The organism is Brevundimonas variabilis (genome assembly GCF_014199945.1).
GTDB classification, from domain to species: Bacteria; Pseudomonadota; Alphaproteobacteria; order Caulobacterales; family Caulobacteraceae; genus Brevundimonas; species Brevundimonas variabilis.
The window spans coordinates 1-23,150 of record NZ_JACHOR010000006.1 but is presented as its reverse complement, the minus strand read 5'-3'; the positions used below and the strand labels follow the sequence as shown (position 1 = coordinate 23,150).

At 64.5% G+C, this 23,150-nt stretch carries 18 protein-coding genes, 3 tRNA genes and 1 other RNA gene; 12 read left to right on the top strand and 10 right to left on the bottom strand.

Features of this window, described 5'->3' with window-relative positions:
* Positions 1 to 2: 2 nt before the first annotated feature.
* Positions 3 to 1,559: an exopolysaccharide biosynthesis polyprenyl glycosylphosphotransferase gene (locus tag GGR13_RS15390; protein ID WP_183214485.1), complete on the bottom strand. Its 1,557-nt coding sequence runs from the start codon at positions 1,557 to 1,559 to the stop codon at positions 3 to 5.
* A gap of 123 nt (positions 1,560 to 1,682) precedes the next feature.
* Here GGR13_RS15390 and GGR13_RS15385 point away from each other — a divergent pair.
* A tRNA-Ser gene (locus GGR13_RS15385) sits at positions 1,683 to 1,774 on the top strand.
* A 35-nt stretch (positions 1,775 to 1,809) separates the two neighbouring features.
* Here GGR13_RS15385 and GGR13_RS15380 read toward each other — a convergent pair.
* The gene (locus tag GGR13_RS15380; RefSeq protein ID WP_183214484.1) at positions 1,810 to 2,904 is read right to left on the bottom strand and encodes a PA0069 family radical SAM protein; all 1,095 of its coding nucleotides are present in this window, start codon (positions 2,902 to 2,904) and stop codon (positions 1,810 to 1,812) included.
* A gap of 141 nt (positions 2,905 to 3,045) precedes the next feature.
* On the opposite strand from GGR13_RS15380, the gene GGR13_RS15375 reads away from it, so the two are divergent.
* Positions 3,046 to 3,414, top strand: coding sequence for a RusA family crossover junction endodeoxyribonuclease (locus tag GGR13_RS15375; protein ID WP_183214483.1), 369 nt, complete (start codon positions 3,046 to 3,048; stop codon positions 3,412 to 3,414).
* Here the strand turns inward: GGR13_RS15375 and GGR13_RS15370 are convergent.
* The 3 genes from GGR13_RS15370 to ssrA form a co-directional block, all read right to left on the bottom strand.
* Complete coding sequence (locus GGR13_RS15370) at positions 3,377 to 4,171, bottom strand: C13 family peptidase (RefSeq protein ID WP_183214482.1); 795 nt, start codon at positions 4,169 to 4,171, stop codon at positions 3,377 to 3,379. The two genes, GGR13_RS15375 and GGR13_RS15370, sit on opposite strands and share 38 nt — an antisense overlap.
* 10 nt (positions 4,172 to 4,181) lie before the next feature.
* The gene (locus GGR13_RS15365; protein WP_183214481.1) at positions 4,182 to 4,679 is read right to left on the bottom strand and encodes an SspB family protein; all 498 of its coding nucleotides are present in this window, start codon (positions 4,677 to 4,679) and stop codon (positions 4,182 to 4,184) included.
* A gap of 70 nt (positions 4,680 to 4,749) precedes the next feature.
* Positions 4,750 to 5,110, bottom strand: a transfer-messenger RNA (tmRNA) gene (ssrA, locus tag GGR13_RS15360).
* A 40-nt stretch (positions 5,111 to 5,150) separates the two neighbouring features.
* Between ssrA and GGR13_RS15355 the strand changes: the two genes are divergently transcribed.
* Positions 5,151 to 6,854 carry a bifunctional protein-serine/threonine kinase/phosphatase gene (locus tag GGR13_RS15355; RefSeq protein WP_183214480.1) on the top strand — a complete coding sequence of 568 codons (1,704 nt, stop codon included), beginning with the start codon at positions 5,151 to 5,153 and terminating at the stop codon, positions 6,852 to 6,854.
* 56 nt (positions 6,855 to 6,910) lie between these two features.
* Positions 6,911 to 7,771 carry a non-homologous end joining protein Ku gene (ku, locus tag GGR13_RS15350; RefSeq protein ID WP_183214479.1) on the top strand — a complete coding sequence of 287 codons (861 nt, stop codon included), beginning with the start codon at positions 6,911 to 6,913 and terminating at the stop codon, positions 7,769 to 7,771.
* On the opposite strand, the gene ligD is transcribed toward ku, so the two are convergent.
* From ligD to GGR13_RS15335, 3 genes are all read right to left on the bottom strand, one after another.
* Positions 7,768 to 10,344, bottom strand: a complete 2,577-nt coding sequence (gene ligD / locus GGR13_RS15345; protein WP_183214478.1) for a DNA ligase D — start codon at positions 10,342 to 10,344, stop codon at positions 7,768 to 7,770. The two genes, ku and ligD, sit on opposite strands and share 4 nt — an antisense overlap.
* Before the next feature lie 83 nt (positions 10,345 to 10,427).
* Positions 10,428 to 11,948, bottom strand: a complete 1,521-nt coding sequence (trpE, locus tag GGR13_RS15340; RefSeq protein WP_183214477.1) for an anthranilate synthase component I — start codon at positions 11,946 to 11,948, stop codon at positions 10,428 to 10,430.
* Positions 11,948 to 13,924, bottom strand: a complete 1,977-nt coding sequence (locus tag GGR13_RS15335) for a peptidylprolyl isomerase (RefSeq protein WP_343060445.1) — start codon at positions 13,922 to 13,924, stop codon at positions 11,948 to 11,950. The genes trpE and GGR13_RS15335 overlap by 1 nt, the downstream gene beginning before the upstream one ends.
* Positions 13,925 to 14,003: 79 nt before the next feature.
* Here GGR13_RS15335 and tpiA point away from each other — a divergent pair, with 79 nt between their 5' ends.
* The 5 genes from tpiA to metG all read left to right on the top strand — a co-directional run bounded on the left by tpiA (position 14,004) and on the right by metG (position 20,761).
* Positions 14,004 to 14,768: a triose-phosphate isomerase gene (tpiA, locus tag GGR13_RS15330; protein ID WP_183214476.1), complete on the top strand. Its 765-nt coding sequence runs from the start codon at positions 14,004 to 14,006 to the stop codon at positions 14,766 to 14,768.
* 122 nt (positions 14,769 to 14,890) lie between these two features.
* Entirely contained in the window at positions 14,891 to 15,304 is a 414-nt protein-coding gene (gene secG, locus GGR13_RS15325; protein ID WP_183214475.1) for a preprotein translocase subunit SecG, read from the top strand.
* Between the two features lie 122 nt (positions 15,305 to 15,426).
* The gene (gene pyrG / locus GGR13_RS15320; protein ID WP_183214474.1) at positions 15,427 to 17,076 is read left to right on the top strand and encodes a CTP synthase; all 1,650 of its coding nucleotides are present in this window, start codon (positions 15,427 to 15,429) and stop codon (positions 17,074 to 17,076) included.
* A gap of 284 nt (positions 17,077 to 17,360) precedes the next feature.
* Positions 17,361 to 18,968: a carboxyl transferase domain-containing protein gene (locus tag GGR13_RS15315; RefSeq protein WP_183214473.1), complete on the top strand. Its 1,608-nt coding sequence runs from the start codon at positions 17,361 to 17,363 to the stop codon at positions 18,966 to 18,968.
* Between the two features lie 86 nt (positions 18,969 to 19,054).
* The gene (gene metG / locus GGR13_RS15310) at positions 19,055 to 20,761 is read left to right on the top strand and encodes a methionine--tRNA ligase (RefSeq protein WP_183214472.1); all 1,707 of its coding nucleotides are present in this window, start codon (positions 19,055 to 19,057) and stop codon (positions 20,759 to 20,761) included.
* A 40-nt stretch (positions 20,762 to 20,801) separates the two neighbouring features.
* On the opposite strand, the gene GGR13_RS15305 is transcribed toward metG, so the two are convergent.
* On the bottom strand, positions 20,802 to 21,644 hold the full coding sequence (locus tag GGR13_RS15305; RefSeq protein WP_183214471.1) for a YjbE family putative metal transport protein: 843 nt from the start codon (positions 21,642 to 21,644) through the stop codon (positions 20,802 to 20,804).
* 76 nt (positions 21,645 to 21,720) lie between these two features.
* Complete coding sequence (gene rlmB, locus GGR13_RS16710; protein WP_183214470.1) at positions 21,721 to 22,611, bottom strand: 23S rRNA (guanosine(2251)-2'-O)-methyltransferase RlmB; 891 nt, start codon at positions 22,609 to 22,611, stop codon at positions 21,721 to 21,723.
* 146 nt (positions 22,612 to 22,757) lie between these two features.
* On the opposite strand from rlmB, the gene GGR13_RS15295 reads away from it, so the two are divergent.
* The 3 genes from GGR13_RS15295 to GGR13_RS15285 all read left to right on the top strand — a co-directional run.
* Positions 22,758 to 22,841: transfer RNA gene (locus tag GGR13_RS15295), tRNA-Tyr, on the top strand.
* A gap of 88 nt (positions 22,842 to 22,929) precedes the next feature.
* Positions 22,930 to 23,003, top strand: a tRNA-Gly gene (locus tag GGR13_RS15290).
* A gap of 52 nt (positions 23,004 to 23,055) precedes the next feature.
* Positions 23,056 to 23,150 (top strand): GTP-binding protein (locus GGR13_RS15285; RefSeq protein ID WP_209282537.1); only part of this gene is annotated, 95 nt, incomplete at its 3' end.

The following is a 23,150-nucleotide window of genomic DNA, read 5'->3' as shown; positions in this document are numbered from 1 at the left end:
GCTCAGCGAATGGCCGAGCGGTCGCCCAGCAGCACGGGCACCGTCACGGCCATGATCCACAGATCCATCCACAGGGTCTGACGTTCGACATAGTCGATGTCCAGCTGGACCCGGCGGCGCACATCGGCGGCGGTATGCAGGGGACCGCGTGAACCGTTGATGGCAGCCCAGCCGGTCATGCCGGGCTTGATCCGGTGGCGATGCGCGTACTCCGCCACCAGACGGGCGGACTCGATCTGACCCGTCTTCATGCCGATGGCATGGGGTCTGGGGCCAACCAGGCTCATCTCGCCCATCAGTACGTTCAGGATCTGGGGCAACTCGTCCAGGCTCGTGCCGCGAATGAATCGGCCGACGCGGGTGATGCGGTCGTCATCCGCCGTGACCTGACGACTGGCTGTGGCATCTGCCGCCTCATGCCGCATCGAGCGGAACTTCCAGACAACGATTTCTTCCTGGTTGAAGCCGTGGCGTCGTTGTCGGAACAGGACCGGACCCGGGCTGTCCAGACGAATGGCGAGGGCGACGAGGGCGATCACGGGGGCAAGGACGATCAGGGCAATCGACCCGATGACCAGATCCTGCAAACGCTTGTTGAACGCCCGGCGATCGGCGTCGATCGGGCCGTCCAGCGAGGCGAGCGGAGCGGCGGCCAGCTTTTCCAGGGCGGCATTACGCTCGTCCTCGCTGTGCGGGTCGACCAGCAGGGTGACCTCATTGGGCAGGGTCTGCAGGCGTGCGGTCAGTTCGCGCACCCGGGCCTGGGCCTTGGGATCGATGGCCACGACGATCCGGTCCACATACGGCGTCATCCGGTGGGTCAGCAGGGCATCAGCTCCACCCAGGACGGGAACACCTGCGACACTGTCCGGCGATCGTGCGAGCCGGTCGTCGAAGACGCCGAGGATGTTGAGATCGCGTCGCTTGAGGGCTTCTCGGATCAGACGCTCGGCATGCCGCGTTGCGCCGACTATGACCACGTTCGGGGTCAGGGCACCGCTATGACGCCATCTCTGGACCCATTCGCTCCAGCCCAGATGCAGGCCATAGAGGGTGATCATGATGAGCCCACCCCAGATCAGAAGGGCGGTCAGATCGACCTGCGCTCCTTGCACGAGCCATCCCAGCAAGATCGCGACAAGTGCCGAGAGCGTGACGATCGCCGCAACCGACGCCAGATGCAGGGCAGTGCTCTGACCCCGGATGAACCGGTACAGGCCGATCGAACGGAAAAGACCCAGTACGGTCACGGCACCAATGGCAAATGGAAGGACACGAGACACCTCTGCGTCCAGCAGGGAGCGTGGCTCATTGGCCCAGGCGGTCAGCACGGTGATCGCCACAACGGCAACGACGTCGACAGCCCGGAAGTAGTGGACCGCCAGTCGCGAGGCGTGGCGTTGCCGTGCGTTCCGCCAGACCTCGGGTCGAAAGGGCCCGCGTCGGGCAGCCCCCTCGATGTCGACCGCAGTCCCGCCGCCAGCGTTGCGTGCGTGCAGTTGCGCAAAGTCGCAGTCGGTAGGCCCATCAGCGGGAAGGGGTTTTCGGGCGAGGGCCATGTTAAGCATCCTGCATCAGCCCCAGTGCATGTGGCGTTAACGCGGGTCTCGCTGCGTCTGTCCATCAACGGACGACTTCACGATTGCGCCTTGCGGCGGGCTCGGCTATCGAGCCGATCTGCTGGAGACGTGGCCGAGTGGCTGAAGGCAACGGTTTGCTAAATCGTCGTACCCTGTAAGGGGTACCGAGGGTTCGAATCCCTCCGTCTCCGCCAGCACCCTTCCATCAAACAGTACGACCCTCGCCCGTTCAAAGCACCGGGTCGAACAGGTCCATCTGGGGCCGCATGTCGCGGGGAACGCGGAAGCGGGTGACGTCGAGGTCGTGGCGTTTGCCGTCGAGGCCATACCGCTTGATGGCCGCCTTGAACCGCGTGGCGATCAGCTCTGCGACGGGGCCCGTGCCTTTCATCCGCTGGGACCAGTCGGCGTCATAATCCTTGCCGCCGCGGGTCTGGCGCACCAGGGACATCACGCGGGCGGCCCGGTCGGGTCGGGCATCGGCCAGCCACTCCTGAAACAGGTCCTTGATCTCCAGCGGGAGACGCAGGGTCACATACATGGCGGTCGTCGCCCCGGCCTTGGCGGCGGCTTCCAGAACGGACTCCATCTCGTGGTCGTTCAGCCCCGGGATGACCGGCGCAAACCCGACGCCGACGGGCACCCCGGCATCGGCGAGCTGACGAATGGCATCCAGCCGTCGCTGGGGCGTGGCGGCCCGGGGCTCCATCGTCCGGGCGAGCTCGCGATCGAGGGTGGTGATGGAGACGAAGGCCGTCGCCAGTCGCTCGCGTCCCATGGGGCCCAGTATGTCCAGATCGCGCGTGATCAGGTGCGACTTGGTGATGATGCTGAAGGGCTGATTAAACCGTTGCAGCACTTCGAGCAGGGCGCGGGTGACTTTCTGCTCTCGCTCGACGGGCTGATAGGGGTCGGTGTTGCCGCCTATGTGGATGCGCTTGCAGACGTATTTCGGACGGGCGAGCTCCTGTTCCAGGAGACGAGCGCCCTCGGGCTTGAAGAAGAGCCGGCTCTCGAAATCCAGGCCCGGGGATAGGCCCATCCAGGCATGGGATGGACGGGCGTAGCAGTAGATGCAGCCATGTTCGCAGCCTTTGTAGGGGTTGATCGACCGGTCGAAACCGATGTCGGGGCTGGTGTTGCGAGTGATGATCGTGCGGGCGTGTTCTGGCGTCAGGGTGGTCCGGAGGGGCGGGGGCAACGCGTCTTGAGGCGTCCAGCCATCGTCGATGGCCTCATGAACGACGGGCTCGAACCGACCACTGGCATTGGTTCTGGCCCCGCGACCCTTGCGCGACGTGACCTGGGCAGCAACTGGAGACATGGTGACAAGCTAGCGCGTCATCAGAACAAAGCAAGAACATTCTGGCCCTGAGATATGTGAGGTCGGCAACCTCTCGGCGGGGCTTTGATCCGTGACCCTGGGCTGCGATACGTTGGCCGAGCGTAGGAGCGACCTCTGCCCATGAACAACGACGGCTGGATCGGGACAGGCAAGGTTAGGGCGCGGGAAGTCGGTGATTGTGTCGAGATCACGATCGAAGGGCTGACGACCCAGGCCAAATACTACAAGCCGCTGGCGTATGAGTTCTTCCGCAAGGAGTGGCGCGGATCACGCCCGGCGTATGGCGACTATGTCGTCGAAATCTGCATGGAACATGTGGGCGACCCACCCTGGCTGGACCTCGACAACCTTGCCAAGGCATTGCTGGACGCCATCAAGGGCTATCTGTTCCATGATGACGCCCAGGTCGCCCGTCTGCTGGTCGAGCGGAACGAGGGCGAGCGCGAGCGGATCACGATCCGGGTGTTCCCCCGCCGTCGGGAGGCGTGAAGCGCAGCGTCGGCAGCAGCAACTGCATGTTGGCTCCGATCCTGACCTGCGGTTCTGACGGAGGCGACAGGCCCTCTTCGGTCTCGCGCCGGGCAACGCAGGCCTTCGTGGCCTGGGCCAGGGCGATGAAGTCGCGCGCCGTCGGCAGGCTCTCGATCACGCAGCCGTCGAAATAGGGATAGGTCGCGCCCTCTCCGCAGCCAAAGGAGTTCCTGTCGCGGCGCGCAGCCGTCATGACCATCCGGTCCGGTCCGGCCAGTCCATCGACGAAGATGCCGGAGTAACAGGCGGACACAATCACGACCGTCGGGCGGGCGTCACACAGGCTGCGCACCAGGGTTGCCATCGCTGCGGGGGTCAACTGGCCACCGGGGCCGAAGACGAGCGCCTCACGCGATCCATGGGAAGTGAAATAGAGCAGGCAGCCCCGCGGGTTTGCTCGGGTGATGTCCGCGATGGCCTCGAGCGCCGCACGGCCGGTGACCGGGTCGGCCACATCGGGGCGCAAGGTAGCGTCGTAGAAGGCGGCAGGGCTGAAGCCCGCGTTCTGGAAACCGGCCGTCAGGTCCCGGCGGGCGTTGTCGAAGGCCTGGATGGGGTCTCCGCCACTGGTGCGCCAGTCGGCAGCGATGACGGCAGCGGCCCAGCCATCGAAGCGGCTGGCCGATGGATTGTCGGGTGCGTTCTGGGCCTCGGCACAGGATGCAGCAACGGCGAGAACCAGTCCGATCAGACCCGTCCAGACCGCTCGCAGCATCCGTGGCGTCCTATTTCTTGCGGAACTGATCCAGCGACACGACCTTGGGGCCGTCATCGTCACCGTCCGATGGCGGGGTCTTGGCCTTGCTGGACGGGGCAGGGGAGATGTCGGCGACCGGTTCGGTCACGACCTCAGGGGCCTCGAACTGCAGCAGGAACTGAACGCTCGGGTCATAGAAGCGCGTCACGGCCGTGTAGGGCACGGTCAGGACCTTGGGCATGCCGCCGAATTTGAGCATGACCGAGAACAGGTCGGCCTCGACGCTCAGATCCCAGTACTGATGCTGAAGGACGACCGTCATCTCGTCCGGATATTTGGCAATGACGTCGGGCGGGACGCTGACGCCGCGCCCGCGAGTCTTGAAGGTGATGTAGAAATGATGGTTGCCGGGGATGCCGCCCGGGCCGGCGGCGCGCTCGAGCGCAGCCCGGATCACGCCTCGCAGGGCGTCCTGGGCCAGCACCTCATAGTGCATCTCGTCGACCGGGGGGGTGTCTTCCGCCATCTTTACCTCAATCGTCTGGCCGCGACTGATAGCGGCGCACGGTCACGGGCGAAAGAGCGATGTGCGGGAAAGTGGAGGGCTTCTGTTGCCAGGCGCCCTCCGGGCCCCGCCTGAGGATCTGAACCCCCAGGACTTAAGTCACGAAATCAACCGAACCGCATTACGCGGCGAGGCGGACTTCTCCAGCGAAGTTATCGTTCGCAGTTAGAAAATGGCCCGATACGGTGGGCCAGGACGAGCGAAAGCAGTCTTCTTTACACGTCCGTCGATGCTAGTCGGCCCCGCATCTCCCGCGATACCGGGAGCGATTGGTGGAGCCGCCGGGAATCGCACCCGGGTCCGGTCCGCTTATTACAAGCGCGTTTATCGCCATATCCGGAGCAAGCCCCGGCAAAACCAATATAGGCGCGATGGCTCTTGCTTCCAAGTTGCGAAGTGACGTTTGCTGCGATGCGGCGGGGGACGGAACCAATGAGCGACGACGGCAGGCTTCAGATCGCGGCGGGTTTTGCCACGTCCCGGGGGCCGCGTGCCGACAACCAGGACTTCGGTGCCGTCCATCTGGGCAGTCCCAGCGAGCAGCGAATTCATGGCATCGTGGCCGTGGTTGCCGACGGGGTCAGCGGATCCAAGGGCGGGCGGATCGCCTCGGAATTGGCAGCGCGCAGCTTCATCGACGGCTATCTGTCGAAAAGCCCCCTGGGCGGGATTGCGGCGGCGGGGGTGGCATCCCTGATGGGGTTCAATCGCTGGCTTCACGCCCGGGGCAAGGCCGACCCGGCCATGACCGGTGCGGCGACGACCTTCACTGCCCTGGTGCTGCGGGGCCGGGAGGCCGTGGCCCTGCATGTCGGGGACAGCCGCGCATGGCATTTCCGGGACGGCGTCCTGACCCGGCTGACAGAGGATCATACCCTCAGCCAGCCCGGCCTCAGCCACGTGCTGTATCGCGCGGTCGGGATCGAGCCGGACGTAAGGCTGGATGTCCGGACCATGCCCCTGCGTGACCATGACCGACTCCTGCTGACCACGGACGGGGTTCATGGCGTGGTGCCGGAGGATGAACTGACGCGCCTGCTGGCCCGTCGCGCGTCGTCCGACACCGATGCCCAGGCCATTGTCGACCAGGCCGGAATCAATGGGGCGACCGACAATGCAACGGCGGTTGTCATTGACGTGGTGCGCATCGGAGCTGTCGACCGCGACGCGATCGGTGCGGAGGCAGAAGGGTTGCCGATCCTTCCCCCGCCTGAGGTCGGGGATAATGTCGATGGCTATGCGCTGGAACGGCTGCTTTCGGACGGGCGCTACACCCGGCTGTTCCGGGCCCGCGACGGGGATGCGACCCAACCTGTCGTTCTGAAATTTCCCAAGCCAGCCCTTCTGTCGGAGCGCGGCGCCAGGGCGGCCTTTTTGCGGGAAAGCTTCATCGGCCGTCGGATCGATAGTCCCTTCGTCGGCAAAACGCTGGAGATCGAGCCGGGGCGCCAAAGCCGCCTCTACATCGCCCAGCCGCTCTATGTCGGGGAAACACTTCACGCCCGGCTGGCCCACGAGCCGTTCGACATTGCCGAGGGCGTCGATGTGGCGATCCGTCTGTGCCGCGCGGTCGTTGCCCTGCATCGGCAGGGGATCACCCATCGGGACATCAAGCCGGACAATGTCATTCTGGAAAAGAATGGCGGTCTGAAGCTGATCGATCTGGGTGTCGCCCGCCTGCCGCGGATCGAGGATTTCGCGGCTCCCGAGGCACCCGGCACCTTCGGCTACAAGGCCCCGGAGATGTTCGACGGCCATGCGGGCGATGCCCTGACCGACCAGTATGCGCTGGGCGTCACCCTGTATCGTATCTTCACAGGCGACTATCCGTGCGGACAGGAGGAGACCTTCAATCGGGGACGGTTCGAAAAGCCGGTCCGCCCGACGGTCCACCGCCCGGACATGCCCGCATGGCTTGAGGCTGCGCTGCTGCGGACCCTGGCCTATGACCCGTCCGACCGCTTTGCTGATGTCGAGGAACTGATCCACGTGCTGGAGAGCGGCCACGCCGTGGCCAGACCCATGCCGAGCGAACTGTCGCTGATCGAGCGTGATCCAGTGCGGTTCTGGCAGGGCGTGTGCGTGGCCCTGCTGATTGCCTTGCTGGTCTCGCTCGCCACACGGGGCGTGGGTTAGGCTCCTCAGCGAACCTAAGCCTCGCCGGTGCATTCAGGGGGGCGAAGGAGATTCCCATGGCTGCACGACCCACCTGGCAGGGACATCTGAAACTGTCTCTGGTCACCTGTCCCGTGGCGCTGTTCACCGCCACGACCAGCACCAACGATGTCCGTTTCCACCTGATCAATCCGGAGACCAACAACCGCATCCGGATGGTGCCTACCGACCCGGACACCGGGCCGGTCGAGCGGAGTGATCTGGTTCGTGGCTATGAGGTATCGAAGGACGAATATGTCCTGTTCGATGACGCCGACTTCGACAAGGTTAGGCTGGAGAGCACCAAGACGATCTCCATCGACAAATTCGTGGACGAGACCGAGATCGACCGGCTGTTCTGGGACGATCCTTTCTTTGTCGTGCCGGAGAAGGGCGCAGGCGTGGAGGCCTTTGCCGTCATCCGCGACGCCATGAAGAAACAGGGCAAGGTGGCGCTCGGCTGTCTGGTGCTGCGCGGCAAGGAACGTCAGCTTGCGCTGGAGGTCCGGGGCAAGGGTCTGGTCGCCTATACCTTGCGGGCCCACGAAGAGGTCCGGGACGCGGAGGACTATTTCGGTGACATCCCCACCGTGAAGGCTGATCCGGACATGGTCGAAATCGCCGCCCGGATCATCGGCCAGAAGGAGGCCGACTTCGACGCATCGGACTTCAAGGATCGCTACGATGATGCCCTGCGTGAGATGATCAAGTCCAAGACCAAAGGCGGCAAGGGCACGGTGGATGTGGCCGAACCCGACGACACCAATGTGATCGACCTGATGGCTGCGTTGCGGAGCAGCCTGAAAGGCTCCGCAGCGCCGGCGAAAGCTCCGGGAAAGAAGGCCCCTACGAAAACTGAGACGAAGAAGGCTGCCCCGAAAAAGAAGGCGGCGGCCTAAAGTCCCATCTTTTTCAGGGCAGGTTTCAGACTGACGGCACTGGCGCGGAAATCCCTCCAGGGATCGGGCTTTTTGAGCAGGGTCCGATAGGTCCAAAGGTTGAACGCCGACGGATCCAGCCCGGCCTTCACCTGGCCCCATGACAGGGGATAGGCGATCCCGGCTCCGGGTCTTGCCCGTGGCGACCAGGGTGCCACGGCCGTGGCCATCCGCCCGTTGCGCAGGTAATCGATGAAGATCTTTCCGCCCCGCGCCTTCTTGGCCAGGGTGGTGGTGAAGCGGTCGGGTGCTTCGACCCGAATGGCCTCGGACACAGCCTTTGCGAAGGCCTTGTTCTGGTCCCAGCTGATCCGGCTGCGGCTATCAGCCTTGATCGGCACGACCACATGCAGTCCCTTGCCGCCTGTCGTCTTGACGAAGGGGGTCAGTCCAAGTGCCTCGAGCTTCACCTTCACGACTTTAGCTGCCGCGATGACATCGCCAAAACCCAGGCCCTCGTCCGGGTCGAGATCGAAGGTGATCTGGTCCGGCACCTCCGGCTGGTCGGCTGCGCACCCCCAGGGATGCAACTCGAGCCCGCCCGACTGACCGATCGCCACCAGGCCGCCGACATCGATGGCGGCGACATAAGGGGTACGGGCCTGAACATCGATCAGCTTGAGCCGGGGATTGGACCCCGCCATGGCATGGCGCTGGAAGAAGGTGTCGCCGGTGATGCCGTCCGGCGCTCTGATGATCGACGTCGGGCGATGCGCGACATGGGGGAGGATCCGCTCCGCCGCTGCCTCATAATAGCGTGCAAGGTCGGCCTTGGTGATCGCAGGCCGGTCGCCCACGGCCGGCCAAAGCACCTTGTCCGGGCTGGAGATCGTGACGCCGGCGACGATGACCTTCCCAGGCCTGAAGGCTGTCCCGACGGCTGGCTTCGCAGGAGAGGGTGAAGCGACCGCGGTCTTAGCCTGGGGAGCTTCAGTGACCTCCGTGGCGCGCTTGTCCTCGCGCAGACCCTTGAAAGCGGCCTGTCTCAGCGAGCCGGATTCGGTATACCCGCCATGCTCGACCTCGGCGACCAGGACGGGGTCCAGCCAGTGAATATCCTTGCCCCCCTTGGGGGCCCCAGTTCCGGAAAAGGGACTGACCTCGGCGGCCACCGCCTTGAGCGCGGGTACTAGGGTCTTGGTGACCTTTTCGCCATAGCCGGTCCCGACCCGGCCGAGATAGCGAAGGCCTCCCTTTGCGTGCTTGTCGCGCACCCCGACCAACAACGACCGGAACCGTGTCCCTCCGTCCGAGGACCAGCCCCCGATGACCACCTCGTCACGGCCCCGGCATTTCGATTTGACCCAACTGGACGACCGACCGGCATGATAGGGCGCGTCGAGCTTCTTGGAGATCACGCCTTCCAGGTCAATGCGGCAGGCGCTTTCCAGAACCGCCTGACCCGTCGCGCCGAAATGCTCGACATACCGCAGTCGCCCGTCCGGTTCTCCGACCCGGTCAACCCAGGCCCGAAGCCGCGCCTTGCGGTGCGACAGTGGCAGGGACCTCAGATCCTCCGTGCCCTCAAACAGCAGGTCGAAGGCGAAATAGATCAGCTTGCTCGTCTTGCCGTCGGAGATTGCGGCCTGCAGCGCCGGGAAGTCCGGCATGCCGTCGTCATCCAGTGCGCACAGCTCGCCATCGACGACGGCATCGGGCCAATCCGCAGCCTCCGCTCCCAGCTCGGGAAACCGGTCGCTCCAGTCCAGTCCGCTCCGTGTCCGCACCGTTGCGCGTCCGCCTCCGACGCCGATCTGAATCCGGTAGCCATCGAATTTGATTTCGTGGACCCAGCCGTTGCCTCCCGGCGGATGGTCCGCGACCTTGCATAGCTGGATGGGTACGAACTGTGGTGGTTTCATCGATGCGCGGCCAACGGCTTTCGCCAGCGCTGATTTCGCCGCTGACTTCCGCCCGGCAGGTTTAGCAACGGGCTTGGACGCCGCGCCTGCCGTGATCTCAGCCATCGAGCGTCCGGTCGTGACTGAGGCATCGATCGCCGCCAAAGCGTCCCCTTCGCCCGGCACGGCGTGGTCATCCTTTTCCTTGATCAGCAGCCAGTTGTTCCGCTTCGACGGCTTGCCACGGTCGGACTTCAGCCGCACCAGGGCCCAGCCGCCCTTCAGTCGCTCTCCGTTCAGCGTCATCTTGACCGACCCTTTTGCGAAGTCGGCCTCCAGTGTGTCGGGATGCTGGGGAGACCAGGTGCCGGTATCCCAGACCTGAACGGTGCCTGCGCCGTAGTTGCCTTCAGGGATCGTGCCCTCGAAGGTACCGTAATCGACCGGATGGTCTTCCACCTCGACGGCCAGCCGCTTTACTGACGGATCGCGAGACGGTGCCTTGGTGACGGCCCAGGATTTCAGGACCCCGTCGAACTCGATCCTGAAATCGTAGTGGAGTCGCGTGGCGGCATGCCGCTGGACCAGAAAACGCAGAGGCTGGGACGCCTTGCGCCGACCTCTGGTGCCCCTGGGTTCGGGCGTATCGTCAAATCGCCGTTTGGACGTGTAGGTCGTCAGTTCGCCGCGCATGCCGTCCCCGCTCAGAGACCGACACAACGCGCGGCGACCGGTTCCGATCAATGAGGAGCCAGGCACCAAACACTGCTGCGCGCTCAGCCCAGTCTGTCGCCCAGCTCGAACCGCCACGCTTCTTCTGCCGCTCGCATCGGAGCCCGGGCCTTGGCGAGGGTTTCAGCGTATTCGGCCGCGGGGTCGCTGTCGGCCACGACGCCCGCGCCAGCCTGGACGAAGACCTGACCCGCTGTAAAAAGCGCGGTGCGCAGGACGATGCAGATATCCGCTTCCCCGCCTGCAGAGATATAGCCGACACCGCCACCATAGCCGACGCCGCGTCGCGTGGTTTCCAGTTCGTCGATGATGCCCATGGCGCGGACCTTGGGGGCACCGGACAGGGTACCGGCGGGCAGGGCGGCCAGAAGGGTGTCGACGGCGTCGAGCTTCGGATCGGCCCGGCCTTCGACGTTGGACACGATGTGCATGACCTGGCTGTAGCGCTCGACCTTGAAGCTTTCGGTCACCTTGACCGTGCCCGGCAGGCTGACGCGGCCCACGTCGTTGCGGCCAAGGTCCAGCAGCATCAGGTGTTCGGCACGCTCCTTTGGATCAGCCAGAAGCTCGGTCTCGAGCGCGCGATCGGCCTCAGGCGTCTCACCCCGGGCACGGGTCCCGGCGAGCGGGCGTATGGTGACGCCTCCATCCTTCAGCCGGACGAGGATTTCCGGACTTGATCCGGCCAGCTGGAAGTCGCCGAAATTCAGGTAGAACAGATAGGGCGACGGGTTCTGGCGGCGCAGCGACCGGTAGAAGGCAAACGGGTCCCCGCCCCAGGGGGCGCTGAACCGGTGGCTGAGCACGACCTGGAAGATATCACCGGCGGCGATATAGTCCTGGGCTCTGGCCACCATGGCGTCGAAGGCCGAGCCATCGACCGGCGAGGCGAACGACGGGGCAGGCAGGGGGCTGGCCTGGGCGCGAGCGTCCAGGGGGCGGGCCAGCCGCGCTTCGAACAGGTCAAGCCGGGCGTGGGCGGCCTGCCAGGCGGCAGCAGGGGCGAGCCCGGCATCCGGATAGGCCGTCGCGACCATGACAATCTCGTGCCGCACGGAATCAAACACAGCCACGACGGACGGTCGGGTCAGGACAGCATCGGGCAGGTCCAGGGGATCCGGATTGGGCGGACCGAGCGGTTCCAGCAGTCGCACCATGTCATAGCCGAACACCCCGAACAGCCCGGCAACCATCGGCGGCAGGTCGTCAGGAATGTCGAACCGGGTGGCGGCGATCAGGGCCCGCAGGGAGGCTAGCGCGGACAGAGGCTCCGGCGTGAACCGGGCCTGTTCGACCGCATCGCCGCGGGCCAGTTCGGCAGCCCCGCCATGGCAGCGCCAGACGACGTCCGGGTCCAGTGCGATGATCGAATAGCGACCATTCAGGGCGCCGCCCTCGACCGATTCCAGCAGGAAGGCGTGGGGTCGCCCGTGGCCGACTTTCAGATAGGCCGAGACCGGTGTTTCCAGATCGTCAATGACCCGTCGCACCACGACCTGCGGCCGACCCGCCACCAGTCCGGCGGCGAACGCCTCGAAATCGGGCGATAGCCCGTCAGTCGTCATCAGGCGGCTGGCGCGGGGGTCGCCGGGCTTGCCGCTGCGGCGTCACCTTCGGGCAATGGAGCCAGACCCAGGGCTTCGCGCGCAAGGGCTGGATCGTTCGTGGCCCTGGAACGTGCCGCCGCTGCCTTGATCGAGGCCATCACTGCAGCTGTGACCCATTCTTCGGCCAGGCGTCCCCGTACCTGTTCAGCGATCGGAGCGGCCTCCGCCGGGGCGGCAGGACGAACAGCATCCACGCGGCCGATGACGAACGTCGCATTGGCTCCGGGTGCGCTGAACACCTGTCCCTTGCCCTGGCCAAAGAGGCCCTGCAACACGCCCTGGCCGAGCTCCTGCTGCACTTGCGGGTTCTGGCCGACGCGTGTCCGGTTTGTCAGGGTCGCCCCTGCGGATGCGGCAACGGCCGCGATATCCTGTCCTCCGCGCACCTGACCAGCCAGTTGTTCGGCCTTTGCGGCCAGCAGGCGGGCGTTCTCCCTGTTGGTCCATTCCTGGGCCAGGGGAGCGCGCACGTCGGCCAGTGTCGGCAAGGCGGCCGGTGTCACTTCGTCCAGTCGGAGGGCAAAATACTGGCCCTGTCCGGCATCGATGACGTCGCTCTCAGCGCCCTTGGTCAGGGCATAGGTCTGCTCGAGGATCTGTGGCGGGGCGTTCATCGGCTGGCCGTCCGGCAGGCGACCTTCCTTGGTCACTGGCGGCAGCTGCACGATCCGGGCTCCGACCTGCTGGGCCGCAGCAGTCAGGGTCTTGCCTTCGGTCCGGGCCTTTTCATAAGCCTCGACGCGGCTGAAGACGGCAGCCTTGGCGTCTTCCTCACGCAGCTCCTGGATGATCGCTTCACGGGCGCTTTCCAGCGTCGCCGACTGTGCAGGGGTGATGCCGGTCAATTGTGCCACGGCAAAGCCGACGCGCGCCTGAATGGGGTCAGAGACAGCGCCGGGGGCCAGAGCAAACACGGCGGCCCCGATTGCCGGATCGGCCACTGCGCTTTGCGGCACATCGGTCTGGGTGGCGGGTTGCACATTGGCGGCTGCGCCGGCCTGGGCCGGGGTCTGTCCGGCACGCAGTGCCGCCGTGATCTTCTGGGCCGCTTCGCGGGTCGGCACGGTCAGGGTGATGAACGAGCGAGTCGCTGGCTTGGAAAGCGCGGCCTCGCGAAATTCGAAACGCTCCTGGATTCGCGCCTCTGGGATCGCGGGCGGCGCGGCATTGGGAGCGTCGTTGAACAGGACAACAGAAGCGATCCGGAATTCGGGGCGACGCAGCTGCGCTGCGTTCTCGTTCAGAAAGGCCGTCAGCTGGGCGTCGGTCGGCGTCCCAGCCGTCCCCGCCATCGACTGGGTCACTGTGAACCAGCGACCGTCCCGAGTCTCAAGCGCCTGTCCCGCCAGCAGCGCGCCATAGATGCGCGGCATCCGACTGCCGGCAAACACGGCCGATCCGTAATGGGTCTGGATATACTGATCGCGGAAATCGCGTTCCAGCCGCTCGGGCGTCATGTTCTGCGCCGCCAGGGCCTGTTCGTACTGTTCCTGGCTGAACTGGCCGGTCACCTGATTGAAGAATGCCGGAATCTCCCGGATCTGCTTGACGACCAGTTCCTGGCCGGGACGGATCCCTGCCTTCCAGGCCCAATCCATGAAGCCAAGGCGCTGCGTCTGTTCTTCCAGGAAGCGGACGTGGATGTTTTCGGCGACCATGTCTTCGATGGTCACGGGCCGTCCGGCCTGCTGCTGGACATTTGCGCGTACGCTTTCGAAATCCGACCTGAACTGGGTGCGGGATACGCTGCGCTCACCGGCACTGATCACGTTCTGGCTTCCCAGACCCGAGAACACGTCCATCTGGGCACCGGTCACGAGCAGGCTGAGCCCGAGCACAACCAGCAGACCCACAGCCCATTTGGACTTGGCAAAATTTCTGAAGACGGAAATCATCGGGCAGCGAACCTGAGGGCAGACGGCGAGAAGCGCCACGGGCGCGTATAGGGGAGGGTGCCGTATCCCTGCAAGTCGATGCCTTGGCATCTGCGCCCCGTCTGCCTAGACAGGCGACATGAAACAATCCGTGAAGATGATCGTCGGCAACTGGAAAATGAACGGCGTGTCTGCGTCGCTCGACGAAGCCCGCGCATTGCAGGCCGCCCTCCAGGTCGGGCCTGCAGCCGTGCGCGTCGCCCTTTGCCCTCCTGCAACCCTGATTGCGCCGATGGCGAGCGCCTTTGGCCAGGCCACGAGCAATGCTGCTGTAGTCGAGATTGGTGGTCAGGATTGCCATCCGGCGACCAAAGGCGCTTTTACGGGGTCGATTTCAGCCGACATGCTGCGGGACGCGGGTGCCCGGCTGGTCATTCTCGGGCATTCGGAGCGGCGTGCAGGCTTTGGTGAAACCGACACCGATGTCGCGGCCAAGGTTGAGGCGGCGCTGACGGCCGGGCTGGAGCCCATCATCTGCATCGGCGAGACGCTGGAGCAACGCAAGGCTGGGGCCGCAATCGCCGTGGTGCAGGCACAGATCGCGGGATCATTGCCGCAAGCGCTGGTCGGGCGGGCATTTGCTGTGGCCTATGAACCTGTCTGGGCAATCGGAACGGGTCTGACGCCGACGCTGGAGCAGATCGCCGAAGTGCATGCCGCCATTCGCGAGGCCATGGTCGGCACGCTGGGCGAAACGGCCGCCACGACGCCAATCCTGTATGGCGGTTCGGTCAATCCTGGGAACGCGAGAAAAATCCTTGGCGTCGAGGATGTCGGGGGCGCGCTCGTGGGGGGGGCTTCGCTTAAGGCTGCCGACTTCATTTCGATTGTTCGCGCTGTCTGAACCGACCCATTCTGGATGGAAGCTGGTGACACGCCGGTTCACCAGGTCTTCCCCAATGCCCCTGCCGATGATAGACGCCGCGGCTTGATCGGCGCGCCTGTGCGCCACACATGTAAGCTGCCATGCTCCAGACCATTCTCCTCGTTGCCATGATCCTGATCTCGATTGCCCTCACCGGCGTCGTATTGATCCAGAAGTCCGAGGGCGGAGCACTCGGCATGGGTGGCGGGCCATCGGGCTTCATGACCGCGCGTGGCGCAGGCAACCTTCTGACCAAGGCGACATGGGTGCTTGCCACGATGTTCTTCCTCTGCGCGATTGGTCTGACGATCGCGGGCAATGTGGAACGCGGCAACCGCTCCATCATCGACGCCGATGCTGTGGGGTCGATCGCCGTCGGAGAGACAGCCCCGGCCGCAGCCGAGCCTGCAGCACCGACCACGACCCAGCCCGCTGCGCCGGCCGCTCCGTCGCTCGACGATCTGGAAGCCAGCCTCCCGGCGGCTTCCGCCCCGGCACCTGCGCCCGCCCAGTAAGCGCCGGGTCCTTCACCGATTTCGAAAAGCGCGTCCGTCGGGCGCGCTTTTCTCTTTTGATCAACAGATGACGCCGGATGGGCCGTGCCCACAGTGCGAATCACGGAGTAAGGTGTCTGCCCATGGCTCGCTATGTGTTCATCACCGGCGGCGTGGTTTCCTCGCTTGGAAAAGGCCTCGCCTCCGCCGCCCTCGGTGCCCTGCTTCAGGCGCGAGGCTACAAGGTCCGGCTCAGGAAGCTGGATCCCTATCTCAACGTCGATCCCGGCACGATGAGCCCGTACCAGCACGGCGAGGTGTTCGTCACCGATGATGGTGCCGAGACCGACCTGGACCTGGGGCACTACGAGCGCTTCACCGGCGTGTCGGCAGCGCGCTCGGACAACATCACCACGGGCCGGATCTATTCGACCATCCTGGAGAAGGAACGTCGGGGCGACTATCTGGGGGCCACGGTGCAGGTCATTCCGCACGTGACAGACCAGATCAAATCCTTCTGTCTGACCCCCGCTCTGACGGACGAGGGGGACGAGGTCGATTTTGTGCTGGTCGAGATCGGCGGCACGGTTGGCGATATCGAGGGCCTTCCGTTCTTCGAGGCCATCCGTCAGCTGGGTCAGGACCTGCCCCGGGGCCAGAGCTGTTTCGTGCATCTGACCCTGCTGCCGTTCATCAAGACTGCTGGAGAGATGAAGACCAAGCCGACGCAGCACTCGGTGAAGGAACTGCGCTCGATCGGCATCCAGCCGGACATCCTACTTTGCCGCTGCGAGTTCCCGATCCCGCCCGAGGAAAAGCGCAAGATCGGCCTGTTCTGCAATGTCCGGGAGAGTGGCGTGATCCAGGCAATGGATTCCGCCGACATCTATGCCGTTCCGCTGGATTATCACCGCGAGGGGCTCGATCGCGAAGTGCTCGAGCATTTCGGGATCACGGACGCGCCGGAGCCCAGGCTCGACATGTGGGAGGAGATCGCGCGGCGTCGCCTGCAGCCCGATGGCGAAGTGACCGTGGCCGTGGTCGGAAAATACACGGTCCTCAAGGATGCCTACAAATCGCTGATCGAGGCCCTGCATCACGGCGGGGTGGCGAACAACGTCAAAGTCAATATTGACTGGGTCGAGGCAGACACGTTCGAAGGCGACCGCCAGGCCTGCGAGGACCGGCTGCAGGGTGCCCATGCCGTGCTCGTACCTGGCGGGTTCGGCGAGCGTGGGGCTGAAGGCAAGATCGAGGCTGCCCGGTTCTCGCGCGAACGCAACATTCCCTATTTCGGAATCTGCTTCGGGATGCAGATGGCGGTCATCGAGTCGGCCCGGAACCAGGCGGGCTTTCCCAAGGCGTCCTCCACGGAGTTCGGCCCGACCAGCGAGCCGGTTGTCGGCTTGATGACTGAATGGACACAGGGCAATCAGAGGGTCATGCGCACCCAGGGCGGTGACCTTGGTGGCACCATGCGGCTGGGTGCCTACGATTCCACGCTCAAGGCGGGATCGCGCATCGCCGAAATCTACGGATCAACGGCCATCAGCGAGCGCCATCGCCATCGCTATGAAGTCAACATCAACTACCGTGAGGCGATCGAGGCGAAGGGTCTTGTTTTTGCAGGTCTCTCGCCGGACGGTATCCTGCCAGAAACCGTCGAGAGAACGGATCACCCCTGGTTCATCGGTGTCCAGTACCATCCGGAACTGAAGAGCCGTCCCTTCGCTCCCCACCCCCTGTTTGCCAGCTTCATCGAGGCCGCCGTCGTGCAGAGCCGCCTGGTTTGAAACCCCTGACAGGAGAACGTTGTTTCCTGCCGCAAGGATGTTATTCATGTTCGCTTAACCATGGCGGGATCTGCCGCCCATAGTCACAAGCGTCGGGGAGGGCAGCTTATGGTTGGCGAGGTCTTGTATTTTCTGCATCGGCATTTTCGTGTCGCCGCACCTCTTGTCCTCATCGGTGGCGTGGGTCTGATGGCCGGAATGGTCCGCTGGATCGGTTCTTTCTGAACACACAAGGATCTCAGGTCACTCTTTGCCTGATCAACGATCCCGCCTAAACGATGCCGATGCCAAAGCTGTCATCGGCGGTCGATCCGCTTAGCCCGGCCTTCAAGGCCCTTTATGCTCATAACGCGGCCCTGAGTGCCTCCCTGCGCGAGCGCGTGGCGAAGACGGGTCTCGGAGGTGCAGAAGCCAGTCGCCAGCGACACATCGCGCGCGGAAAGCTGCTGCCGCGTGACCGCGTCGAACGCCTGCTGGACCCTGGCTCGCCGTTTCTCGAGATCGGTCAGCTCGCAGCCAACGGCATGTATGGAAATGCCGCTGAACCGGATGGTGCCCCCGGCGCGGGCATGATCTGTGGGATTGGCCGAGTGTCCGGGCGCGAGGTGCTGATCGTTGCCAACGATCCCACGGTCAAGGGCGGCGCCTATTTCCCGTTGACGGTCAAGAAACACCTTCGCGCCCAGGAGATCGCGGCGCAGAACAATCTGCCTTGCATCTATCTGGTGGACTCGGGCGGGGCCAATCTGCCGCATCAGGCCGAAGTCTTTCCGGACCGCGATCATTTCGGCCGGATCTTCTTCAACCAAGCCCGGATGTCGGCACAGTCTATCCCCCAGATTGCCTGCGTGATGGGGTCCTGCACAGCGGGCGGGGCCTATGTCCCTGCGATGTCGGACGAGACGGTCATCGTCAGGAACCAGGGAACGATCTTCCTGGCGGGCCCGCCGCTGGTGAAGGCCGCGACGGGAGAAGTGATTTCGGCCGAAGAACTTGGCGGTGCCGAGACCCACGGCCGCCGGTCCGGTGTTGTCGACCATGTCGCCGAGAATGACGAGCACGCGCTGGAAATCGTCCGGTCCATTGTGGCCAATCTGAACACCGTCAAGACGGTTGCCCTCGACGTCCGGGAACCTCGCGCGCCGGCGTTCGATGTGGATGAGTTGTACGGCCTGATCCCGGATGATGTGCGCGCCCCCTATGATGTTCGCGAGGTCATCGCGCGGATCGTTGATGGGTCCGAGTTCGACGAGTTCAAGGCGCTCTACGGCACCAGCCTTGTCTGCGGTTTCGCTCGGATCTGGGGCTATCCCGTTGCGATCCTGGCCAACAATGGCGTGCTCTTTTCCGAGAGTGCCCAGAAGGGGGCCCATTTCATCGAACTGGCCTGCAAGCGAAAGATTCCGTTGCTGTTCCTGCAAAACATCAGCGGCTTCATGGTCGGTGGGAAATACGAAGCCGAAGGCATCGCCAAGCACGGGGCCAAGCTGGTGATGGCCGTTGCGTCCGCAGCCGTGCCGAAATTCACCGTGCTGATCGGCGGTTCATTCGGGGCCGGAAACTACGGAATGTGCGGGCGCGCCTACAGCCCGCGCTTCCTGTTCACCTGGCCTAACAGCCGGATCAGCGTCATGGGCGGCGAGCAGGCAGCGGCCGTGCTGGCCACGGTGCATCGCGATGCAGACACCTGGACGCCAGAGGAAGCCGAAGCCTTCAAGGCACCGGTGCGCCAGAAGTACGAGGACGAGGGCAATCCCTATTATGCCACCGCCCGGCTCTGGGATGACGGCATCATCGATCCGACCCAGACACGTGACGTCCTGGGTCTGGCGATCAGCGCGTCCCTGAATGCCCCGATCGAGGACACGACCTTCGGCGTCTTCCGGATGTAGCGGTTGGCCGGATGGTCGCGGCCTAAAGACGTGACCTTCGGGATCATGCCGCCTATATCCGTGCGCTCCTCAGACCCACGGATCCCATGCCCCGCATCCTCATCACCTCGGCGCTGCCCTATATCAATGGCATCAAGCACCTGGGGAATCTCGCGGGCTCCATGCTGCCGGCGGACGTCTACGCCCGCTTCAAGCGCGCTCAGGGTCATGAGGTGCTCTACATCTGTGCCACGGACGAGCACGGGACCCCGGCTGAGCTCGCTGCTGCAGCAGCGGGACAGGATGTCCGGACCTATTGCGACGAGCAGCATCAGATCCAGAAGGAGGCCGGCGCGCAATTCGGTCTGAGCTATGACTGGTTTGGTCGCTCGTCCAATGCCCCGAACCGTCGCCTGACCCAGCATTTTGCCGCTGCGCTCGAGGCCAACGGGCTGATCGAGGAACGTGTCGACCGGATGGTCTATTCGGTCGATGACGCCCGTTTCCTTCCCGATCGCTATGTCGAAGGCACGTGCCCACACTGCGGTCACGTCGGGGCGAGGGGGGATCAGTGTGACAACTGTGGCCGTCTGCTGGACCCGACAGACCTGATCGATCCCTATTCGGCCGTCTCGGGCTCGAAGAACCTCGAGGTCCGGGACACACGGCACCTGTATCTTCTGCAGACGAAGCTGGAGGGCCGCATCCGAGACTGGATCGACTCGAAGTCGGACTGGCAGACGCTCGCGCGGTCCATCGCTTTGAAACACCTCGACGAGGGCCTGATCGATCGCGGAATTACCCGCGACCTGAAATGGGGTGTACCCGTCGTCGGAGCCGATGGTGGCCCGCGCGCCGGGATGGAAGGCAAGGTCTTCTATGTCTGGTTTGACGCCCCCATCGAGTACATCGGGGCGACCGAGGAGTGGGCCGACGCCAGGGGCACGACCTGGCGCGACTGGTGGCGTCTGAACGAGGGGGCGGACGACGTCCGCTATGTCCAGTTCATGGGCAAGGACAATGTGGCCTTTCACACCGTCAGCTTCCCTGCGACCATCCTCGGATCGGGCGAGCCCTGGAAGACGGTGGATACGCTCAAGGCCTTCAACTGGCTGAACTGGTACGGCGGCAAATTCTCGACGTCGCAGAAGCGCGGCGTCTTCATGGATCAGGCGCTCCACCTGTTGCCGGCCGATTACTGGCGCTGGCATCTGACGGCCTATGGACCGGAGCATTCGGACGCAGCCTTCACCTGGGAGCAGTTCCAGTCGACGACGAACAAGGACCTGGCCGATGTGCTGGGCAATTTCGTCAACCGCATCGTCAAATTCACCGAGTCGAAGTTCGGAGGGGTCGTGCCGGACGCAGGCGAACCCGGGCCGCTGGAAGCCCAGCTCGAGATCGATCTGGCCGCTGGCATCGCCGAGGCAACGGCACAGTTCGAGGCCATGGAGTTCCGCAAGGCCGCACAGGCCCTGCGCGCGGTCTGGGTGCTGGGGAACGAGTATCTGCAGGTCGCCGCCCCGTGGACAGCCTACAAGACTGACGTCGATCGCTCAGCCGTCGGTGTTCGAACCGGGCTGAACATGGTCGCCCTGTTTGCCCGCCTCGCGGCTCCCGTCATGCCTTTTACGGCCGAGAAGATTGCCGCCACGGTCGGAGCGAAGGACCTCAGCTGGCCAGGGCCGGACGAAGCCCTCCTCGACATCCTGCCGCATGGGCAAACGGTCGCCTCGGCCCAGGTTCTTTTCACGAAGATCGAGGACGCGCAGGTCGCGGAATGGTCCGCGCGGTTTGGCGGCGCAGGCACCTAGAAAAAGACCCCGCCGTCAGGTCTGACGGCGGGGCCCTTGATCATTCAGCCGGAGTGACAGTCACCGGCGGTGGTGGGTCGTTGGGCAGCGTGGGCGTTGCCGGGATCGGGACGGCTCCCTCTTCCTGAGCGACACCCTTCAGGTGCTTGGCCGCTTCCTTCTCACTGATATCGAGGAAGGCCGGCGCAGAGGCGTTGAAGGCTTCCATGTTTCCGGTCCGCACGACGACGGACCGTGCCCCGTCCCAGATCATGTGCAGGGCGACATACAGCACGATGACCAGTCCGACGTAGCCGATCCAGCGGTGCTTGGTCAGCAGCTTGGCGATGAAGGTCGCAGCCAGTCCCATCAGGGCGATCGAGAGAATGAGACCGAACACCATGATCCACGGGTGCTCATGGGCTGCCCCGGCGACCGCCAGGACGTTGTCCAGTGACATGGTCACGTCGGCGATCATGATCTGAAGCAGGGCGGCTCCGAACGACTTGCGCTTGATGCCAAGCGCTTCGGGGGGCGGTCCGCCGCCATGGTGGGCTGACAGGGCCGTCTCGAGCTCGGCCTCGGCCTCGGCCTGATCATGCGTCCGCTGCTCCTGCAGTTCGCGCCACATCTTCCAGCAGACCCACAGCAGCAGCACGCCCCCGGCAAGCAGCAGGCCGATGATCGCCAGCAACTGGACCGTGATCAGGGCGAAGCCGATCCGCATGACCACGGCGGCGGCCAGGCCGATCAGGATCGCCTTCTTGCGCTGCTCGGGGGCCAGGGCAGCAGCGGCAAGCCCCACGGCCACCGCATTGTCGCCGGCCAGGACCAGATCGATGGCCAGGACCTGACCCAGGGCGGTCAGCTGGCTGGCAAATTCGGGAGAGCTGAAAAATTCCATGCGCGGGTCTCTAGCGGGTCGATGTGGGTGCGCCAAGCCTCATCCCGTCAGCCTCACGGCATCCGGCAGGCCTCGCTCAGGCGCTCTGTTTGCGGGTGGCCTCATAGAGGGCCACAGCCGCCGCGTTGGAAACATTGAGGCTCTCGAACCCGCCGGGCATTGGAATGCGCGCAAGGACATCGCAGTGTTCGGCAACCAGACGGCGGATGCCATCGCCCTCCGATCCCATCACCAGAACGGTCGGCCGGGCATCCAGCGCCATCTCCAGCGTTTCGTCGGATGCTCCATCCAGCCCCACAGCGCGCCAGCCCAGATCGGCCAGTCGCTCCAGCGCCCGACTCAGGTTTGTGACGCGCGCGCAGGGCAGTCGCTCGGTTGCTCCGGCAGCGGCCTTGGCGAGGGCCCCTGCGAGCGCGGGCGAATGCCGGTCCTGAACGATGATGCCGCGTGCCCCGAAGGCGAGGGCCGAGCGGAAGATGGCACCGACGTTCTGGGGGTCCGTCAGTTGGTCCAGCATCACGATCACGCCTTCGGCCGGATCAGCGATGTCGTCTAGCGGAACGCCTTCCAGCGGTGCGACCTTGAAGACCAGGCCCTGGTGAACGGCGCCGGATGGCACCATCCGCTCCAGAGCCTGGGAATCAGCGAGTTCCACGACGTGGCCGTGCGGGGTCAGTTCGTCCCGCTCGATCTCGGCCGCCCGGTCGGCGGTGGCCAGCAGACGCCCCATGCCCTTGCGTGCAGGGTTGGACAGGGCGGCCAGTACGGGATGACGACCCCAGATGAGGTTGTCAGAATCGATCTTTGCGCCTCGCGGGGCCTTGGGGGCCCCTTCGCGAAAGGATTTCGCGGGCGGATTGGGGTTCCAGCCGCCCTTCTTGCCGCCATCCGACGGCCCGTCGGGGCGCTTGGCGAAGGCCGCTTTATTACCGCTTTTGCGGTCGTTGCGTTCTGGATTTCTCGACACTATAAGACGCCCTCCGATTTGGAGCCCTAGGGCTTTCGGGTCTGGCGCCCCCTCTATCTCAGGCGTGTCAGGGATCGAAGGCTTTTGTTCCGTGGCAGGTCGAAAGACCGATCGCGGAGGGGTCTGACGGTATTGAAACGTGCGCTGGGGGAATGTCCCGAGTGGCAAAGGGGGGGGACTGTAAATCCCCTGCGTAAGCTTCGCAGGTTCGAGTCCTGCTTCCCCCACCACGTGCGTTTCGAGACGTGAGACCGGACGCCAACGAGGATCGACTGCGGAAGTTCCCTTGTGAAAACAAGCGACTGCCGTGGTTTCTGTGCGGGTATAGTATAATGGTAATACAGCAGCCTTCCAAGCTGAATATGTCGGTTCGATTCCGTCTACCCGCTCCAGGTTTTTGATAGCACCCAGCGCCCCTCAACCCGGGCCATCAGGAGTTTGGCCATGGCCAAGGAAAAGTTCGAACGTAACAAGCCGCATTGCAACATCGGCACGATCGGTCACGTTGACCACGGCAAGACGACGCTGACGGCGGCGAT

What these genes read in the sequence shown, in the direction of transcription:
- pyrG (WP_183214474.1), top strand. Translation starts at nt 15,427, where the DNA reads ATGGCTCGCTATGTGTTCATCACCGGCGGCGTGGTTTCCTCGCTTGGA.
- GGR13_RS15390 (WP_183214485.1), bottom strand. Translation starts at nt 1,559, where the DNA reads ATGGCCCTCGCCCGAAAACCCCTTCCCGCTGATGGGCCTACCGACTGC.
- ligD (WP_183214478.1), bottom strand. Translation starts at nt 10,344, where the DNA reads ATGCGCGGCGAACTGACGACCTACACGTCCAAACGGCGATTTGACGAT.
- ku (WP_183214479.1), top strand. Translation starts at nt 6,911, where the DNA reads ATGGCTGCACGACCCACCTGGCAGGGACATCTGAAACTGTCTCTGGTC.
- GGR13_RS15355 (WP_183214480.1), top strand. Translation starts at nt 5,151, where the DNA reads ATGAGCGACGACGGCAGGCTTCAGATCGCGGCGGGTTTTGCCACGTCC.
- GGR13_RS15380 (WP_183214484.1), bottom strand. Translation starts at nt 2,904, where the DNA reads ATGTCTCCAGTTGCTGCCCAGGTCACGTCGCGCAAGGGTCGCGGGGCC.
- GGR13_RS15365 (WP_183214481.1), bottom strand. Translation starts at nt 4,679, where the DNA reads ATGGCGGAAGACACCCCCCCGGTCGACGAGATGCACTATGAGGTGCTG.
- metG (WP_183214472.1), top strand. Translation starts at nt 19,055, where the DNA reads ATGCCCCGCATCCTCATCACCTCGGCGCTGCCCTATATCAATGGCATC.
- GGR13_RS15305 (WP_183214471.1), bottom strand. Translation starts at nt 21,644, where the DNA reads ATGGAATTTTTCAGCTCTCCCGAATTTGCCAGCCAGCTGACCGCCCTG.
- tpiA (WP_183214476.1), top strand. Translation starts at nt 14,004, where the DNA reads ATGAAACAATCCGTGAAGATGATCGTCGGCAACTGGAAAATGAACGGC.
- secG (WP_183214475.1), top strand. Translation starts at nt 14,891, where the DNA reads ATGCTCCAGACCATTCTCCTCGTTGCCATGATCCTGATCTCGATTGCC.
- GGR13_RS15370 (WP_183214482.1), bottom strand. Translation starts at nt 4,171, where the DNA reads ATGCTGCGAGCGGTCTGGACGGGTCTGATCGGACTGGTTCTCGCCGTT.
- GGR13_RS15375 (WP_183214483.1), top strand. Translation starts at nt 3,046, where the DNA reads ATGAACAACGACGGCTGGATCGGGACAGGCAAGGTTAGGGCGCGGGAA.
- GGR13_RS15315 (WP_183214473.1), top strand. Translation starts at nt 17,361, where the DNA reads ATGCCAAAGCTGTCATCGGCGGTCGATCCGCTTAGCCCGGCCTTCAAG.
- trpE (WP_183214477.1), bottom strand. Translation starts at nt 11,948, where the DNA reads ATGACGACTGACGGGCTATCGCCCGATTTCGAGGCGTTCGCCGCCGGA.